Genomic DNA, 16,798 nt, shown 5'->3' with positions numbered 1-16,798 from the left:
TCCCCCTGGACCCGAAGACGATGGAGATGGTCCAGGGCGACGCGGCCACCCAGGCCGAGCGCGTCATGCAGAACCTGAAGGCCGTGCTCACCGCCGCCGGGCTGGACTTCTCCCACGTGGTGCGCTGCACGATCTTCCTCACCGACCTGGGTGACTTCGGCAAGGTGAACGAGGTGTACGGCCGCTACTTCACCGGCTCGCCGCCGTCCCGCGCCACCGTGCAGGTGGCCGCGCTGCCCCGCGGCGCCAAGGTGGAGATCGACGCCATCGCCGTGTCCTGAGCTCCGGCCCCGCAAGCACGAAGGCCGCCGGATCTCGTGGATCCGACGGCCTCAGGTGCTTCAGGAAGGCAGTGAGGACTACTTCGTGTCCTTGGCGATCGCGCCGCCCTGCGTCTTCTTCAGCTCCTCGTCAATCACCCGCTTGAAGTTGTCGAAGGGCACCGCCCCGACCACCGTGCGGCCGTTGATGAAGAACGTCGGGGTGCCGTTGGCGCCCACGCGCGAGCCCTCGGCGGAGTCCGCCTCGATCTGCTCGTTGAACTTGCCGCTGTCCAGGGCCTGGCGGAACTTGCCCATGTCCAGCTTCAGCTCCTCGGCGTACTTCTCCAGGGAGGCGCGATCCAGCGCCCGCTGATTGGCGAAGAGCTTGTCGTGGTACTCCCAGAACTTGCCCTGCTCGTGCGCGGCCAGCGAGGCGGCGGCGGCCGGCTTCGCGTTGGCGTGGAAGGGCAGCGGCTGGTTCTTGAAGGCGATCCGCACCTTGCCCTTGTACTCGTCCTCGACCTGCTTGAGCGTCGGCAGCACGCGGCCGCAGAAGGGGCACTCGAAGTCGGAGTAGGCGACGATGGTGACGGGGGCGTTCGCAGGGCCCTTCACCGGGGCCTTGCCCACCTCGATCTTCTGCACCGGGGGCTCGGCCGGCTCGGCCTGTGCTGCAGGAGCCGGTGCCGCCGCGGGCAGCGTCTCCATCAGCTGCGCGTAGAGGTTCTCCACCTTCACGCCGCTGCTCAGCAGCTTCTCCGCCCGGCCCTTCTCCTCTTCGATGGCCGTCTTGAAGGCCTCGAAGGGCTGCGCGCCCACGAACTGACGGCCGTTGATGAAGAACGTCGGGGTGCCATTGGCGCCCACCGCGCTACCGGCGGAGGAGTCCGCCTCGACCTGAGCGCGGAACTTGCCGCTGTCCAGGGCCGCCTTGAACTTGCCCATGTCCAGGCGCAGCTCTTCGGCGTACTTCTCCAGCGAGGGGCGCGTCAGCGCCTTCTGGTTGGCGAAGAGCTTGTCGTGGAACTCCCAGAACTTGCCCTGCTCGTGCGCGGCCAGCGAGGCCTCGGCGGCCAGCTTGGCGTTCGGGTGGAAGGGCAGCGGCTGGTTGCGGAACACCACCCGCACCTCCTTGCCGTACTGCTCCTTGATCTTCGCCAGCGTGGGCATCACGCGGCTGCAGAAGGGGCACTCGAAGTCGGACCACTCGACGATCGTCACCTTGGCGTTCTTCGGGCCGAAGGACGGGGCGTTGTCGGGCACATCGATCTTGCGGTAGGCGGTGGCCGGCTGCTGACGCTCCTGCTGCTGCGGCGGGGCGGCGCGCGTCTGGCCCTTCTCGATGATGGCGGCGTAGACCTGGCTCGGCTTGAGACCGCCCTTCACCATCGCCTCGGCCTTGGTCAGCTCCTCGTCGATGATGGTCTTGAAGTTGTTGATGGGCTGCGCGCCGGACAGCAGGCGGCCGTTGATGAAGAAGGCCGGGGTGCCATTGGCGCCGAGCTGGCCGGCCAGGGCCTGATCCCGATCAATGGCCTGCTGGAACTTCGGCAGGGTGAGATCCTTCTTCCAGCGGGCCACGTCCAGGCCGATCTCCTGGGCGTACTTCTCCAGATCCGCGTCATCGAGCGCCTTGGCGTTTTCGAAGAGCTTGTTGTGGTACTCCCAGTACTTGCCCTGCTCACCGGCCGCCATGGCGCCGATGGCGGCGGGCTTGGCGCGCGGGTGGAAGGAGAGCGGGTTCTGCTTCATCACCACGCGCACCTTGCTGCCGTAGTCCTTCTGGATCTGCTCCACCGTATTGTGCGCGCGGGAGCAGAAGGGGCACTGGTAGTCGGAGAACTCGACGATCGTCACCAGCGCGTCGTCGCCGCCCTTGCGGGGCGAGTCCTCGAGGGGAACCTTGAAGACGGCGGGCTGGTTGGGCCCCGAGGGCTTCGCGGCCTGGCTGGGTGCCGAGGGAGCAGCCGCGGCGGCCTGTGCGCTGCCGCTGTCACTGCCCTTGCTGGAGCCCGTGGCGGCCTTGCCTGCAAAGAAGCCGAGGGCCACACCCACAATGAGTGCAACGATCACGTTGGCCTTCGAACCTGAAACCGGAGACGCGTGGCTCGTAGCCCCGTGGTCTCGTGCATCCTTCATATCGCTTGGATCCATTTTCCGTTCTGCTCCTTCCGTCTCAGGTCCGTACTGTGCGTGGCGGCCCCGGGCGGGGTAAGGAAGGCGGGCTAGATAACAGAGGGAAATCCGGCCACGCAAGCCAAGCCGCCATTCCTTCGGCGGCCTCCCCACCTTCTAGAGGCCCGGAAACACGACACTTTTCCGGATAATTCCCCCTTCACGTGCCACCATTGGCGCATGCCAGACTGAGATCCATGGAAGCGGCCATTCGAGTGGATACCTCTGGGGCCGCTTGCCCCGTGCCCATTCTGGAGATCGCCAAGGTGATGCGGCGGCTGCCAGTGGGGGCGCTGGTGGAGCTGATCTCCACGGATCGTGGGCTGGAGGCAGATCTGCCGGCCTGGTGCGAGGCCACCGGACACACGCTCGTCCGCCTGGAGAAGCGCGGGGCGAGCTACGTCGGGTGGGTCCGCAAGGAGGGGGAGGTTCCAGTCCACGGCCCCTAGTGAGCCGAGCGGCCCAGGAGTTTCAAAGAATCTGCAGGACGCGTTCTTCCAGCTTCTGGCCCCGGGAGACGCCCAGGATGAGGACGCCTGTCTGGAGCAGGTGGGCCACGGTGCGGCTGATGACCTCCTCGGGCTTGTGGGCCTGGCCGTCGAAGCGCACCAGGAGCACACCGGGGGACTCCATCTTGGCGGAGGTGACGCCCGGGAGCTGAGTCAGCTCTGGGGGAATCACCTCGCCGCGGGCGATCTGCACCCGGAACTCCGCGCCCTGGCCCGTTAGCTCGGACATGGTGCCGGCCTTCACGAGCGTGCCTCGGTCGAGGATGGCCGCCGCGTCGCACAGCTCCTCCAGCTCCTGGAGGTTGTGGCTGGAGACCACCACCGTCTGCCGGCCCTTCATGTCGCGGATGAGCTGGCGGACGTGGGCGGCAATGCGCGGATCGAGGCCAGCGGTGGGCTCGTCCAGGAGCACGAGCGGCGGCTGCCCCATCAGCGCCTGCGCCATGGCGGTGCGCTTGGCCATGCCGTGGGAGAGGGCCTCCGTGGGGGTGAACCAGGCCTCGGCCAGCCCTACCTTCTCGAGGTTCTCGCGGGCCTCGCGCTCGGGTTGGGGGAGCCCCGAGAGCCGCGCCCAGTACGTCAGCAGCTCCCCCACCTCCCAGCCCGCCGGGAGGAGGGCGTCCTGAGGGAGGGCTCCGAGCTTGCCCTTCAGGGCCCCGGGAGTCGTGGGCGGCACGCCCATCACCTGGAGGGTGCCCGCGGTGGGGTGGAGGAACCCGCACATCATCGAGAAGGCGGTTGTCTTGCCGGCGCCGTTGGGGCCGATGAGGCCGTACACCTGCCCCTGGGGAATGGCGAGGGAGACGGCGTTGACGGCCACCTTGGGACCGAAGCGCTTGGTGACCTGGGACAGCTCGATGGCCAACTCGCTCACAGGTCCCTCGCGCGGAGGACGCCGTAGGCGCCGCCCAGGAAGAGCAGGGTGATGCCCGCGTACGTCAGCCCGCTTCGTCCGAACTCACTCAGCACGGGGCTCAGCAGATCCGACGAGTAGTACGAGGGGGACAGGTAGCGGATGTATTCGATGAACGACTTGTCTTTGTAATACCAGCCGACCAGCTCCATCAGCAGGAAGCCAATCACCAGGGCGAAGTTGAAGACGAGGCTCAGCCCCGAGCTGCGGAACAGGCTCGAGCAGAACGTGGTGAGCGCCACATAAGCCAGCGAGAACACGAGGGTGGCCAGCCAGACCTTGACCAGGCTTAGCGCCATGGCCGAGAGGGTGAAGTTCGGGTGGGAGTAGCGGGCGTAGAGGAAGATGCCCACATCGATGACAAGCACCAGCCCCACCAGCAGCGAGGCCTGCACGAGGAACTTGCCCAGCAGCAGCGACGACAGGCGCGCGCGCACGGTGATGTAGCGGATGGAGCGAGTGCCTACCTCGCCGCTGATCTGATCGAAGCCCATCAGCGCCACGTACACGGGGAGGAAGAAGAGGTTGACCTTGAAGACTCCCAGGATGACAGGGGGGATCTCCGTCAGCTCCTGCGTGAGCACCATGCTCCCGCTGGCGCTGCTGATCAGCGCTGCCACCACCAGCAGTGTGGCGAGGGAGAACAGGGTGTAGAGCCCGAGCAGCACCAGAGTGCGCGCACTGCGTACGGCTCGGAGTGTCTCAGCGCTCCAGATCACGGCGATTTCTTTGAGTCCGTCCAAGGTGCCGGGCACCTTGTCAAATCCTTGGGGAGCCGGCCAGTTTCCACTGCTCGTCGAGCAGTCGAGGGAGCGGACATGGACAGGCTCTCCCAGAGATCTAGGATCAGGCCCGCCACATGCCGCACTCCCGCTACCTGCTCTCAGCGATGATCCTGCCCCTCGCCCTGCTGCTCGGGGCCATGGGGTTCACCTCGGATGTGACCGAGCTGCCGGGAGGCCTCGATGCCGGAGTGCCGGATGCGGGAACTCCGGACGCAGGGCCGGATTCCCCGGATGCGGGACCTGTGGAGCTGGGACTGACGCCGCCTCTGCCCGTGCCTGATCGGAAGGATGCGCCTCCCATCGCCCGCATGCGCTCACTGTCCCGCAAGGAGGACCTGCTCGCGCGCGCCCGGCTCCGGCGGGATGGGCGGCTCGTGGTGCCAAGGCCCGAAGGAGAGAGGGCCCTCACCATCGATCCGTCGCTCCAGGAGCAGCTCAACCGCATCATGAAGGACTACGAGGTTCCCTACGGTGCAGCGGTGGTGATCGAGCCCTCCACGGGCCGTGTGTTGGCCCTGTCGGAGCACTCGCAGGCCCAGCCCGATATGCGTGGGCTCACGACTCGCGCCGTGTTCCCCGCGGCCAGCATCTTCAAGATTGTCACCGGGGGCGCGCTGCTGGAGGCAGGAGTGTCGCCGGAGGAGTCCGCCTGCTTCCACGGAGGCAAGCGGCGGCTGTCCGAGCGGCTCCTGGAGGACAGCGAGCGGGATGGTGCCTGCTACTCGCTGGCCGACGCCATGGGCAAGAGCGCCAACGTCGTCTTCGCCAAGCTGACCAAGAAGTACCTCGCCGCGGACGCGCTGCGGCGCATGGCTGCGCGGCTGCGCTTCAACCGGCCCATCTCGTTCCCCGTCCCCATGGACATCTCGCTGGCCTCGATTCCCGACGAGGAGTTCGAGCTGGCTGAGACCGGAGCGGGCTTCGGTGATGTGTACTTGTCCCCGCTGCACGGCGCGGCGCTCGCGGCGGCTTCGGCTACGGGCGTGTGGCGAGACCCCATCCTCTTCGAGCCCTTGCCGGATGCGCCGCCTGCTCCCACCGAGCAGGTGCTGTCGCCGGAGGTGCAGCGCGCGCTGACCGGCATGCTCGAGCAGACCGTCACGAGCGGAACCGCGCGGCGCATCTTCCGCGAGCGGGGGTTCCGAGTGGAGGGCGCCGTGGGCAAGACTGGGACACTGGCGGACAAGAACCCCTTCCGGGACTACTCGTGGTTCGTGGGCTTCGCTCCCAAGGACAATCCGCGCGTGGCCGTGGCCGCGGTCATCGTCAACGATCCGCTCTGGCGCATCCGGGCGACGTGGCTCGGGCGCGAGGCCATGCGCCTGGCGCTGGAGCGGCTCCCCAAGCCCCCGCAGGCCGTGGCGGGGAAGGAAGCACTGAAATCCGGTGAGCCGACTGTGGCCGCTGAACCTGTCGCAGCACCGGCCGCCGATCAGCCGCTCACGTCCCAGACTGGAGCGGCTGAGGCGACTGAGGCCGAGGACCTGGAGGAGGAGGAGCCGGCCGGGGAGACGACGGCGCCCGCAGGCCTTGCCATGCCGCCACCTCCCTGAGGGGCTGGTGAGCTGAGGTAGGCAGGCACTGCAGCTCGGACTCAGCATCTGGCAGACGAAACGCTCTTCGCGGCGGAGCCTCCCCGGCGCAGGTTCCCCCAACCGGTCTGCTTGTATGACAGGTTCGATCCGTGTGCCGCCGACAGGTAGCCTCAGCCTGTCGCTGCGTCCACCGTCAGTCGTGGACGAGGTAGCGCACTGCACTCGAGCCGAAGACCTGCTCCGGTGTCTGCCGCTGGCCGCGAGGTTCGTGGGCGCTGGCCAGGAAGGGCTTGCCCTCAGGCCCCGGGGGCCCCGGCTCCATGACGGCGAGCCGCGGGCCGGAGGACGTCTCGGCCATGGCGATGATGGGCAGCCCCCGCGCCGCCGCCTCCAGCAGGGCGCTGCCCTCCGCTCCCCGCCAGCCGCGGGAGGGTGCCAGGTCGTTCAGCCACCTCCAGAGCTCCGCGAGCGTGCCTGGACGGAAGGTGCCGGGGAAACCCGCGGGGAAGGCGCGCCCCATCGTGGTGTGCTGGGAGTTCATGACGTCAAAGACGAAGATGTGTCCTGCCTCGCGCGGCTCCCGGTTCCGTGGGAAGTAGCGGGGGTTGGCGGCCACGGCGTACTGGTTGATGACGTTCTGGGTGTGGATCACCGTCCGTTGGCCTGGGTAGCTCTGCACGGGCGCCAGGACGACCAGCTCGGGGTTGGTGAGGAAGAGACCATCGGCCGGAGCGGTGCCGTCGTAGAGGAGGTTCACGTCGGGGCGGCGGATGACCTGCCGCCCACTCTGCTCACCTCCCAGGCGGATGCTGGAGATGTCGCTGTTCTCGTCCTTGTCGAAGAGGCTCTTTCCCCAGGGCTTGGAAGTCCGGCCGCTGGAACTGCCAGCTGTTTGCACAGGCATGCTCTTCACGCCAGGAGAAGAGGTTCGCCCGGGAGCGCTCGGCTGGGGAGGCGCCACGACCGGTCGTGTGGGGACGGTAGGGCCCTGTGAAGAGGCGCTCGACGAAGGAGCAACGGCCGGCACTGGCGCGGACGCGCTTGGAGGAGGAGGCACGGCTGGCACTTGCGAAGACACGCCTGCCGCAGGCTGACCAGGGTTTGTCGTGGGCCTGGGGCCGGCTGCGCCAACCCCGGCTGCTGGAGCTGAGGAGGAGGGGGCCGCAGACGGCGTTTCCGCAGGCCGCGCCGAAGCAGGAGGTGCGGGAGGAGTCCCGGGCCTTTGAGCGCCTCCCGGAGCCGCCTGAGGAGCACCCGGCCGCGCGGGCGAGCTTGGGGCGCGTGCCCTGAGGCGCTGCGCAGCTCTTCGCAAGTGAGGGTTTCGTCTCTCCCGCTCTGCCTGATCCAGCTTCTTGTTGAGCTCGTTGGCTCTCATCACCACCTCGGTGGAGAGAGCGGGATTGGAGGGGAGCTCGGGTTCGGCGTCTTCTGGCTCCTCGGCCTGCGGACGCTGCGGGCTCAGCGGGCGCCGGATCTGCCCTGGTCGTGGTGCGGACGGAGAGTTCGAGCCCGCGCCGGCCCCAGGTGCTCTCTGAACGGGGCGCACCGTTCCGGAGGTGGAGCGGGAGACTCCACCCGTCCCTGTCCTCGGTGCTTGTGGGGCAGGCCGCACCGTCCCGGAGGTAGAGCGAGAGACTGCGCTCGTTCCGGCTCCCGGCGCTCGTGGGACGGGCCGCACCGTTCCAGAGGTAGAGCGGGAGACCGCGCTCGCAGGCGCAGTGGCTCCTCCCGGGCTGGCTCCAGGCGGACCGGGCTGCGGTCGCGGTTGTCCGGGCGCTGCCCCTGGCGCAGGCGGTTGACGCAGGGGCTGGCCTGGGAGGCTGGCTCTTCCAAGGGGAACGCGGGAGCCCGCGACAGGAGGCACTCCTGCCGGCCGTGCGGCTTGGGGGCGCGGCAGCCCGAGACGGGGTGGAGCACGTCCCACTCCCACGCCGCCAGGGACCGTCGCGGGACGGGCGGATCCGGTTGCACCTTCTCCCGCGATGTCCGAGGGACTCGGTTCGCCAGAGCCAACAGCCGCGGGCGGAGGACGCGGCAACGGGCGGCGGAGGCCTCCGGCGGTGCCGGGAGGCTGTCCGGGAGGCCGCGGTAGCGGGCGCTGAAAGGGGGGGCGAGCTGGGCCACGAGGGGCCAGGCCAGGCGCTGTCTCCGATGCCGGGGCGGCGCCTGCCGCTGGACTGGCTCCGGAAGGGACATGGGGGGGCGGCGACCTCCGGGGACCCGGAGGAGACCCGGGTCCTGCTCCGGCTCGCGCTCCGGGGTTGAAGGCGACCCTGGGCGGCGTGCCCAGGGTGCTTGGCTGGACGAGGCCCGGTGGGGTGCGCGCAGGCCGTGAAGCTCCCTCACCGGCTGCGGACGGAGGTGAGCCAGGGGCGGTTCCTCGAGCATGACCGGGCATACCCTCGCCCTGCGGTTGCTCACCGGCCGGCGCTGCCGTCTCAGGCGACGAGGCCGTCACGGCATGCTGGGGAGCCTCCTGCGAGTTGCTCCCTGGGGTGGGCGTATCCGTCCGCTGGCTCCCCTCTGGGGCAGCCTGTGCACCACGCGAGGTCGAGTCGTCTGCTCCCATGCAGGGATACCTCGCCAGCCACTGCGAATCGCTTCACCTGCCACTGTCCTGCCATTGTACCGTGAGGGCCACGTCCGGCCAGGAGCCGCTCGCCTTTTCTCAGCGCGGGGTGAGCTTCACGAAGCCGCTCTCCACGAAGCCCTGGAAATACTTCAGCGCTTCCAGCTCGTGCAGCGGCGAGACGCGGATGATCGCGCCCACGTCGCGCTTGCCGTCGATGCGAGACAGCAGATAGCGCTCCGGTGCGGTGAGCTGCATCGTCTTCAGCTGGGCCTGGGGGACCAGGAGCGTCGGCACCTGCGGTGGATCCATCAGAACCTGCCGCAGCGACTCCTGCAGCCCCAGCTCCGCCTGCTTGAGCAGCTCCGCCGTCTCCGCCGAAGGCGCCATCTGGTGCGCCTGGCGCGCAAGCACCTCGGCGTCCCGGTGGTTGCGGCCCTCCAGGAACACGCGCGCCACCTGGATCACCTCGTCCACCGAGGACTCCGAGCCGATGATCCGGGGCTCCTCTGGAGCCTTCTCGGCGGCCGCGGGGGTGGACTCCTCGCGCACCTTCACCGCGTCCCGCCGATACAGCGCATACAGCCGCTGGTACAGGTGGAAGTCCGTGGCGTGCAGCGCCAGCGCCAGCTCGTCGATCGTCAGCCCATCCTTGAGCAGCTGGACGAGCCGCTCATCCATGCTGCCGGGCTGACGCGGCTCGGACAGCTTGCGCTCGTCCACCACCAGCCGCGCCTGACCGGTGGGGAAGGCCGAGCGCATGGCCTGCCACGCCGTCTCCCGGAACTCGCCCTCGCGGTGGATGTCCAGCAGATCCACCCGCACATCCAGGCCCTCCAGAGGGTTGGAGATGTCCACGATCTCGAACTGGAACTCCCCCTCCGGCCACTGGAACGCGTCCAGCAGCATCTCCCGGAACTTCAGGCTCAGCATGTTCAGGACCGTCGCCTCCGGAACGATCCCCTGCATGACCAGGATCTTCCCCAACCGGAAGTCCGTCTCCCGCTGGGCCTCGAAGGCCCGGCTGAGCTGATCCTCCGTGAGGTGGCCCATGTTCATGAGGAACTGGCCCAGGTACTCTCGCGGCTGGTTAGAGCTCGCGCTGACGACCGAGCCCTCGCTCAAGGTGAGGTCCTTGAACACGCCCGCACGCTGCACCAGGAGCTTGCCGGAGACCCGACGGTTGCCCAGGTACTGGACGACGTCCTTGAGGGGCATCGTCGTGAAATCGCCTGACAGGCCCTGCATCGCTGCACATCCTGCATCGCCATGAAGGTGGATATCTACTCGAAACCCTCCTGTTCCCTCTGCGACGAGGCGATTGACGTCGTAGAGCGTGTGCGCGCTCGCATCCCCTTCGAGCTACGGATCATCAGCATCCTGGAGGATCCAGCGGCCATGATGGCGTGGCGCTACGACATCCCCGTGGTGGTGATCGATGGCGAGCTGGCCTTCAAGCATCGCGTGGACGAGGGCGCTCTCGAGGCTCGGATACAGAACGGCCAGGGTGGCACAAGGGTTGCTCAGAACCACGCCCAGGATGAGTAACAGGATGCCCTTCTCCTGGAAGTTCAAAGGGATGGGCAGGGCGGGATGGGGTGCAGGGCTGTAATTCTGGGTGGGATGGCGAGGGGCGGCGTGGGTAAGAAAGTTCTGGGTCGGGGCAGGAGGATGGAGCAGTGGCGCTAAAGCGCAAGCACGGCGGGAGGGCAGGGGTACATCCAACGGTGCTCCTGGTGGATCCGCGGGCAGAGGAACTCGAGCGGACGCGGACCCTGCTGACGCAGGAGGGGTTCCGCGTGGTGCCGCTGACGAGGTTCGACGCAGCGGCTCCCCTCTTCGAGGTGATCCGTCCGGATGCGGTGGTGCTGGCCGCGCACCCCCCCGACTTCGCGGCGGTGGCGACGGTGCGGCGGCTTCGGCAGATCGGCCGGGGTACGGTGCCGATGCTCTACCTGGTGGATCCCCAGGATCCGGCGGCGTGGAACTTCTGCTTGGAGAAGGGCCAGTGCGTGGACCTGGTGCCGCGCACGAGCTCGGGGGCGGAGCTGGCGCTCAAGCTGCACGCGCAGCTGAGGCTGAGGGATGCGGTGCTGCGCGCCGCCGAGGGGGCGGACATGGGCACCGCGCTGGTGCTGCATGATCCGCTCACGGGCCTCTACAACAAGTCCTTCCTGCTGGCGCTGATCGGCATGGAGATGCGGCGGGCCGAGCGCTATGGCGGCGTCTTCTCCTTGGTGGCCTGTGCGCCCCCGGGCCTGCGGATGGTCCGAAAGCAGCATGGGAAGGCCATGGCGGAGCGGCTGCTCGTCTATACCGCGGTGGTGCTGGGGCAGACGGTGCGCGAGTCGGATGTGGTGGCGCGCGTGTCCGACGACGAGTTCGCGATGTTCCTGCCGGGCACCTCGGCGGAGGCGCTGCCGGCGGTGCTGTCGCGCGTCACCGCGCGCTTCGAGCTGGCCCGCTTCCAGGTAGAGGGCAAGGCGCTGCGCACCTCGCTGAGCCTGGGTGCGGTGAGCTTCCCGGATGTGTTGGGAGTGCCCACGCAGCTGCTGAGCGGGGCCATTCTGGAGATGCGCCGCGCGCAAGGTGCGTCGGCGAGCAACAAGTTGGAGCCGGTGTCTGGGGTGAGGCGAGAAGAGAGTGGCCTCGAGCATGGGGCGGTCACACTTTCTTCGTGAGGGCGAGGGGAGACGTGGGGATGGATCGGATCGCGGTGCTGGTGGTGGACGACGAAGAGTCGGTGCGGACGTTCCTGGCCGAGCTGCTTGGGAACGCGGGATACCAGGTGCGGTGTGCCTCGAGTGGGGCGCAGGCGCTGGAGATGCTGGAAGGGGGCTCTTTCGACGCGGTGCTGCTGGACGTGGTGATGCCGGAGATGAGCGGGCTGGAGGTGCTGCGGCACTACCGAAGCGCGGGGGGCTCTGCGCCCGTCATCGTCCTGTCGGCCCTGGCGGGCGCGGATGATGCGGTGCGGGCCATGAAGATGGGGGCCAGTGACTACCTGTCCAAGCCGTTCAGCAATGACGAGCTGGAGGATGTGCTGGCGCGCGCGTTGGGTACGCGGGCTCCGGCCCGGCAGGCCGTGGCGCCAGCGCCGGCCCGCCCCAGCGGCCACGGGGTGCTGGAGAGCCTGAGTGAAGCTCGGGTGCTGATCTCCACCTCTCCCTCGATGCGCCGGGCACGCGCGCTGGTGGAGCGGATCGCCGACACGGACGTGCCGGTGCTGCTCCTGGGCGAGTCCGGCACGGGCAAGGAGGTGATTGCCCGGGAGATCCACGCTCGCAGCGAGCGCCGGAGCCGGCCGTTCATCAAGGTGAACTGCGCCGCGCTGCCGGGCGAGCTGCTGGAGAGTGAGCTGTTCGGCCACGAGCGTGGGGCCTTCACCGGCGCGACGGCCGAGAAGCCGGGCAAGTTCGAGCTGGCCGACCAGGGCACCATCTTCCTGGACGAGATCGGCGAGATGGCCATCCGCCTGCAGGCCAAGCTGCTCCAGGTGCTGCAGGACGAGGAGTTCTTCCGCGTGGGTGGCAAGAAGAGCGTCCGCGTGGACAGCCGCGTGGTGGTGGCCACCAACCGCGATCTGGAGAAGGAGATCGCACTGGGCAACTTCCGCGAGGATCTCTATTACCGCCTCAATGTGGTGGCCATCCGCCTGCCGCCCCTGCGCGAGCGCATGGAGGACGTGGTGCCGCTCACGGATCACTTCCTCAAGAAGTACGGGCGGAACTACATCCACGGCATCTCGGAGCTGCCCGGGGAGGTGCTCAGGGCCTTCACCGAGTACGACTGGCCGGGCAACGTGCGCGAGCTGGAGAACATGGTGCGCCGGCTGTGCGTGCTGAAGGATCCCTCGCTGGTGCTGGACGAGCTCAGCTCCGGCCGGACGCCCGCGAGCGCGCCGTCTCTGCCCACGGCCTACGGCGGGGACGATGGGATGCCTCCGCCGGCGAGGACTCCGGAGCCGGAGCCCCTGCGCTCACCGCCGGGCTCCTCCGTGCAGGTGCTGGAGATGCCCCTGCGGGGTGGGGCTCAGGTCCTGCCGCCTGTCTCCGAGGTGCCCGTCAACCAGGCGGCGCCGCGCTACAGCAACCCGTTCGACATGCCTCAGCCGCCGCCACCGCCTCCGAGCATGCCGGTGGGGGAGATGTCGCTGAAGGACATCGGCAAGCGGGCGGCGATGCTGGCTGAGCGCGAGGCCATCCTCGCGATGCTCCAGCGCACCGCGTGGAACAAGCGCAAGGCCGCGAGCAAGCTGCGCATCAGCTACAAGGCGCTGCTCTACAAGATCAAGGAGTGCGGCATCGTCGATCCGCGAGCCAGCGCGGAGTTCTGACGCGGATCTTCTGATATGGCGAGGGGCATGGCTCCGCCCCTCGTGCTTCTCGGGTCCGGCTACACGCTCACGCGGCTCGCGCTGTCGCAGGCGCGGGAGGGCCGGACCGTCATCGCCGCCACGAGGGATGCGGCGCGCCGCTCCAAGCTGGAGCGCCTGGGGCTCCCGCTGCCACCAACTATTCCCCTCTCCAGCCTGCATGAGACACTCCGGGGAGATCGTTCTGTGCTGAACTTCCGGCTCAAGGCACTCGGGTGGGTTCCTCGATATCCGGACTTTCCTGTGGGCTTTGCGGCAGTCCTTGACTCGGAGGGAATTGCACAGCCCGCGCGCTGATGTGAGGACACATTAGCGGGGCTTCCAGCCGCGGAAGGGCGTGGCTCGGTGCCATCTTCTCAGCCAACCCTCCCGCCTGTCAGGCTACCGACGTGGCCGTGATACACGCGGCCAGGAGTTGGGGGTCACGGATGTCTCACAAGGTGCTCGCGGCGTTCAACGAGGGTGTGAATCGCTCCATGTCCGGCGAGCACGCCTCCGCCATCCAGGCGTTCGACAAGGTGCTGGCGGAGGATCCCCGGCACACGCCAGCGCTGAGCGCCAAGGGGTTCTCGCTCACGAAGGTGGGAAAGCCGGCGGAAGCGCTGCGCTGCTTCGAGCACGCCATTGAGCTGGACCCTTCAGACGCGGACAACTACCGCAACGCCGCGCTCTGCCAGCTGGAGCTGGATGAGCCCGAGGCTGCCTCCCTCCTGCTGGAGCGTGCCTTCCAGCTCAACCCCGAGTCCTCGTATCGCGAGGCCGCTGCCGTCGAGATCTTCAGCTTGGGCCAGGCGCTGTTGTCGCGAGGAGGACGGCGGCCGGACAAGGCGCGTTACCGCCACGCGCGTCATCTGTTCGAGCTGACGCTCGAGTACCACCCCTCCTTCATCGAGGCGGCCCGGGCACTGGCGGAGGTCTGGTCGCATCTCGGGGACAGCGAGCGCAGCAGCCACTACATGCACCTGGCAGCGCGCCTGCGGCCCGCGGGCTGAGCGACGGGGACCCTCTGAAGCGCCGTCACACTCCACCGCTCAGGAGTCTGGAGCCTCAGTCGGCGACGCGGTAGCTGCCCAGCACCCGGAACGAGCGGCAAAGTCGCGCGGCCGCGTCGAGCGCCTCGCTCAGGCGGGGCTCCTCTCTCGCGCCTTCGAGATCCAGACAGAAGACGTACTCCCACGGGCGGCGCAGCGGGCGGGACTCCAGCCGGATGATGTTGAGGCTGCGCGAGGCGAACACGCCCAGCACCGCGTGGAGTGCACCAGGGTTGTTCTCCAGGGTGAGCACCACGGATGTCTTGATCCGGGTGCCCGTGAGTACCGGGACGGCGCCCAGGGAGAGGAACCGGGTGTAGTTGTCCGGTGCATCCTCGATGCCCTCCCTGAGCACGGTCAGGCCATAGAGGTCCGCCGCGGCCCGGCTGGCGATGGCGGCGGTGCGCGGGGGAGCCAGCTGGGCCACGCGCTTCGCACTGCCCGCGGTGTCGCTCTCCCCGACAGGGGTGATGCCGTGCTGACGCAGGAAGCCCGCGCACTGGGCCAGGGCCTGAGGGTGCGAGAGGACGCGCTCGAGCCCCTCCAGCGTGGTTCCCGCGGGAGCGAGGAGACAGTGGCGGATGCGCAGCGACAGCTCTCCAGTGATGGGCAGGGAGAACTCCCCCAACAGATCCACGTTCTCCGAGACCGAGCCCGCCAGCGAGTTCTCCACCGGCACCGCGCCGCCGTCCACCTGGCCCGAGGCCACCGCCTCGAAGACGGCGCGGAAGCTGGGGCAGGGCACGGGCTCGGCACTCGGGCCGAAGAGGGCCCGCGTGGCCTCCTCGCTGTAGGCGCCACGCTCTCCCTGGAACGCGATGCGCGGGCTACCCACGCGACTCCTCCGCGCGAGGATAGGTCCCCAGCACCCGCATGGACGAGGTGAGTGGCTCGAGATCTCCCAACGCCGCGATCAGCGGGGCAGAGGCCGCGTGCCCTTCCAGATCCAGGAAGAAGCGGTACCTCCACGGCTCGCCAGGGATGGGACGGGACTCCAGCTTGGCCAGGTTGACCCCGCGCTGGGCCAGGGCCGTCAGCACCTGCCCGAGCGTCCCGGGGCGGTGCTCCAGGACGACGGTCAGCGTCGTCTTGCACGGCACATCCGGCGGGACAGGAGTGGCCTCTCGCGCTAGCTCCACGAAGCGAGTGTAGTCGCCAGAGGCCGGCTGGATGTCGCGCACCAGCACCTGAAGCCCGAAGCGCTGGGCCGCGGACTCGCTGGCGATGGCGGCCACCGTGGGATCGTTGCGCTCGCGCACCTTGAGGGCCGCACCACTGGTGTCGAACTCGGGGAGGGGACGGATCCACGGCACCCGGCGCAGGAAGTCCGCGCACTGCGCCAGGGCCTGCGGGTGGGACAGCACCGTGCGGATGTCCTCCAGCCGCGCGCCAGGCAGGCCGAGCAGCCGGTGATCCACCTGGCTCAACAGCTCCCCGATGAGGGTGGCGCCGCCCTCGGCGAGCAGATCGTACGTCTCGTTCACGCTGCCCGCGGAGGTGTTCTCGATGGGCAGCAGGGCCAGATCGAGCTCGCCCCGGCGCAGGGCATCGAGCACCTCGCGGCCGCTCTCGAAGCCGGTGAGGAGGACGCCGCCGGAACGGCCCGCATAGCGCTGGCGTGCGGCGAGGTGGCTGTAGGAGCCCTCAATGCCCGCGTAGCCCACGCGCAGCGGAGTGGTGTCCTGCCGCTGGATGAGCGACTGCTGCCGCGCGACGGACATGTCCATGATGAGCCGGTAGATGCGCTCGATCTCGTGGGGATCCAGGCCGTGGCTGGTGGCGGCCTCGCGAACCTTTCGGAGGACGAGGTCTTCCCGCCGCGGATCGCGGAGCGGAGAGGCGGCAGCCAGCTTGGAGCGGGCAATGTCGTCTGCGAGGTCCATGCGCCGCCGAAGCGCGTCCAAGATCTCCGCGTCGATGCGCTCGATGGCTACTCGGAGGGTCTCGAGGTCCGGAAGGTCCGCCATGGGCTCCTAATATAGAGCCTCCGGCGGTGAGCGCACGGAAGGTCCATTGTGACGGGGAGGGCATGGCGGCAGGATGCTCGCATGCCAGAGCATGCGGATTTCCTGGACCACACCGGGCGCACCCCACGCGAGTTCGGTGCGGTCCATATCCATGTCGAGCCCGTCGTGCGTGGACCTTCCGGCGAGGCCCTCGCGACGGTGTGGCTGCAGAGCGCTTTCGAGCCTGTGCTCACTTCAGACAGCCTGCACATCGTCGCTCGGCTGGCGGAGGACAGAGGGGAGCTGAGCCTCAAGCGCCTCCCGCTGCCAGCGCTCAACGGGGGCAAGGTCGTGCGCTGGAGCCTCCCGCTCTCGCTTCCTGCGGACGTCTCCGAGCTGCAGTTCCGAGTGGAGTCCAAGCTGAACCCGAAGGCAGAGCGAGTGCGCCCGGCATGGAAGCTCTTCGACACACTGGAGATTCCCAAGGAGAGCGAGATGCGCTCGCCGTCTGCTTCTGTCGAGTTCGACCTCGGCGGCTCCGTGAAGGACTCCCTGCTGTCGGGTGGCCTGTCGCTCTCGTTTGCCGTGAGCACGAATGCGGGCTCCTCGCTCTCCCAGGACGTGAGCAGCAAGCGTCACGCGGCGCGTGAGCTACCGCCAGGGTTCGTCGCGACGGTGGTCGAGGGCACACCGGAGC

17 protein-coding genes are annotated in these 16,798 nt (G+C 68.6%); 10 read left to right on the top strand and 7 right to left on the bottom strand.

The window, feature by feature from the left end:
- The coding region (locus tag VD972_RS20445; protein WP_324989511.1) for a Rid family detoxifying hydrolase at positions 1 to 281 on the top strand (281 nt) is incomplete at its 5' end.
- Between the two features lie 78 nt (positions 282 to 359).
- Here VD972_RS20445 and VD972_RS20440 read toward each other — a convergent pair.
- Entirely contained in the window at positions 360 to 2,336 is a 1,977-nt protein-coding gene (locus tag VD972_RS20440; protein WP_324989509.1) for a DsbA family protein, read from the bottom strand.
- A gap of 299 nt (positions 2,337 to 2,635) precedes the next feature.
- Between VD972_RS20440 and VD972_RS20435 the strand changes: the two genes are divergently transcribed.
- On the top strand, positions 2,636 to 2,887 hold the full coding sequence (locus tag VD972_RS20435) for a sulfurtransferase TusA family protein (protein WP_324989507.1): 252 nt from the start codon (positions 2,636 to 2,638) through the stop codon (positions 2,885 to 2,887).
- Between the two features lie 22 nt (positions 2,888 to 2,909).
- Here VD972_RS20435 and VD972_RS20430 read toward each other — a convergent pair whose 3' ends face one another.
- A complete protein-coding gene (locus VD972_RS20430) occupies positions 2,910 to 3,821 on the bottom strand; it encodes an ABC transporter ATP-binding protein (protein WP_324989505.1) in 912 nt (303 codons plus the stop codon).
- Positions 3,818 to 4,579 (bottom strand): ABC transporter permease, encoded by a 762-nt coding sequence (locus VD972_RS20425; RefSeq protein WP_324989503.1) that lies wholly within the window; start codon positions 4,577 to 4,579, stop codon positions 3,818 to 3,820. Before VD972_RS20425 ends, VD972_RS20430 begins: the two co-directional genes overlap by 4 nt.
- A gap of 140 nt (positions 4,580 to 4,719) precedes the next feature.
- Between VD972_RS20425 and VD972_RS20420 the strand changes: the two genes are divergently transcribed.
- Entirely contained in the window at positions 4,720 to 6,198 is a 1,479-nt protein-coding gene (locus VD972_RS20420) for a penicillin-binding transpeptidase domain-containing protein (protein ID WP_324989501.1), read from the top strand.
- Positions 6,199 to 6,373: 175 nt separating this feature from the next.
- On the opposite strand, the gene VD972_RS20415 is transcribed toward VD972_RS20420, so the two are convergent.
- Positions 6,374 to 7,084 (bottom strand): hypothetical protein, encoded by a 711-nt coding sequence (locus VD972_RS20415; protein WP_324989499.1) that lies wholly within the window; start codon positions 7,082 to 7,084, stop codon positions 6,374 to 6,376.
- A gap of 86 nt (positions 7,085 to 7,170) precedes the next feature.
- On the opposite strand from VD972_RS20415, the gene VD972_RS20410 reads away from it, so the two are divergent.
- Positions 7,171 to 7,470 carry a hypothetical protein gene (locus VD972_RS20410; RefSeq protein WP_324989497.1) on the top strand — a complete coding sequence of 100 codons (300 nt, stop codon included), beginning with the start codon at positions 7,171 to 7,173 and terminating at the stop codon, positions 7,468 to 7,470.
- A gap of 1,378 nt (positions 7,471 to 8,848) precedes the next feature.
- Here the strand turns inward: VD972_RS20410 and VD972_RS20405 are convergent.
- Complete coding sequence (locus VD972_RS20405; RefSeq protein WP_324989495.1) at positions 8,849 to 9,997, bottom strand: DUF4388 domain-containing protein; 1,149 nt, start codon at positions 9,995 to 9,997, stop codon at positions 8,849 to 8,851.
- 21 nt (positions 9,998 to 10,018) lie between these two features.
- Between VD972_RS20405 and VD972_RS20400 the strand changes: the two genes are divergently transcribed.
- The 5 genes from VD972_RS20400 to VD972_RS20380 all read left to right on the top strand — a co-directional run bounded on the left by VD972_RS20400 (position 10,019) and on the right by VD972_RS20380 (position 14,116).
- Positions 10,019 to 10,297: a glutaredoxin family protein gene (locus tag VD972_RS20400; RefSeq protein WP_324989494.1), complete on the top strand. Its 279-nt coding sequence runs from the start codon at positions 10,019 to 10,021 to the stop codon at positions 10,295 to 10,297.
- Between the two features lie 131 nt (positions 10,298 to 10,428).
- On the top strand, positions 10,429 to 11,430 hold the full coding sequence (locus VD972_RS20395) for a GGDEF domain-containing protein (protein ID WP_324989492.1): 1,002 nt from the start codon (positions 10,429 to 10,431) through the stop codon (positions 11,428 to 11,430).
- Positions 11,431 to 11,450: 20 nt separating this feature from the next.
- Positions 11,451 to 13,085, top strand: a complete 1,635-nt coding sequence (locus VD972_RS20390; RefSeq protein ID WP_324989490.1) for a sigma-54 dependent transcriptional regulator — start codon at positions 11,451 to 11,453, stop codon at positions 13,083 to 13,085.
- Between the two features lie 27 nt (positions 13,086 to 13,112).
- Positions 13,113 to 13,421 carry a hypothetical protein gene (locus VD972_RS20385; RefSeq protein ID WP_324989488.1) on the top strand — a complete coding sequence of 103 codons (309 nt, stop codon included), beginning with the start codon at positions 13,113 to 13,115 and terminating at the stop codon, positions 13,419 to 13,421.
- Between the two features lie 131 nt (positions 13,422 to 13,552).
- Complete coding sequence (locus VD972_RS20380) at positions 13,553 to 14,116, top strand: tetratricopeptide repeat protein (RefSeq protein ID WP_324989486.1); 564 nt, start codon at positions 13,553 to 13,555, stop codon at positions 14,114 to 14,116.
- A gap of 55 nt (positions 14,117 to 14,171) precedes the next feature.
- Here the strand turns inward: VD972_RS20380 and pheA are convergent, their stop codons facing one another.
- On the bottom strand, positions 14,172 to 14,990 hold the full coding sequence (gene pheA / locus VD972_RS20375) for a prephenate dehydratase (protein WP_324989484.1): 819 nt from the start codon (positions 14,988 to 14,990) through the stop codon (positions 14,172 to 14,174).
- Complete coding sequence (locus VD972_RS20370; protein ID WP_324989482.1) at positions 14,983 to 16,122, bottom strand: bifunctional chorismate mutase/prephenate dehydratase; 1,140 nt, start codon at positions 16,120 to 16,122, stop codon at positions 14,983 to 14,985. The genes pheA and VD972_RS20370 overlap by 8 nt, the downstream gene beginning before the upstream one ends.
- An 81-nt stretch (positions 16,123 to 16,203) precedes the next feature.
- Between VD972_RS20370 and VD972_RS20365 the strand changes: the two genes are divergently transcribed.
- Positions 16,204 to 16,798: hypothetical protein (locus VD972_RS20365; RefSeq protein ID WP_324989480.1), on the top strand; the 595-nt coding region annotated here is incomplete at its 3' end.

Origin of the sequence: Hyalangium sp. (genome assembly GCF_035629615.1) — a bacterium.
Lineage (GTDB): Bacteria > Myxococcota > Myxococcia > Myxococcales > Myxococcaceae > Hyalangium.
Note: the sequence above shows the minus strand (reverse complement) of the source record. Positions and strands in the feature narration are given on the sequence as shown.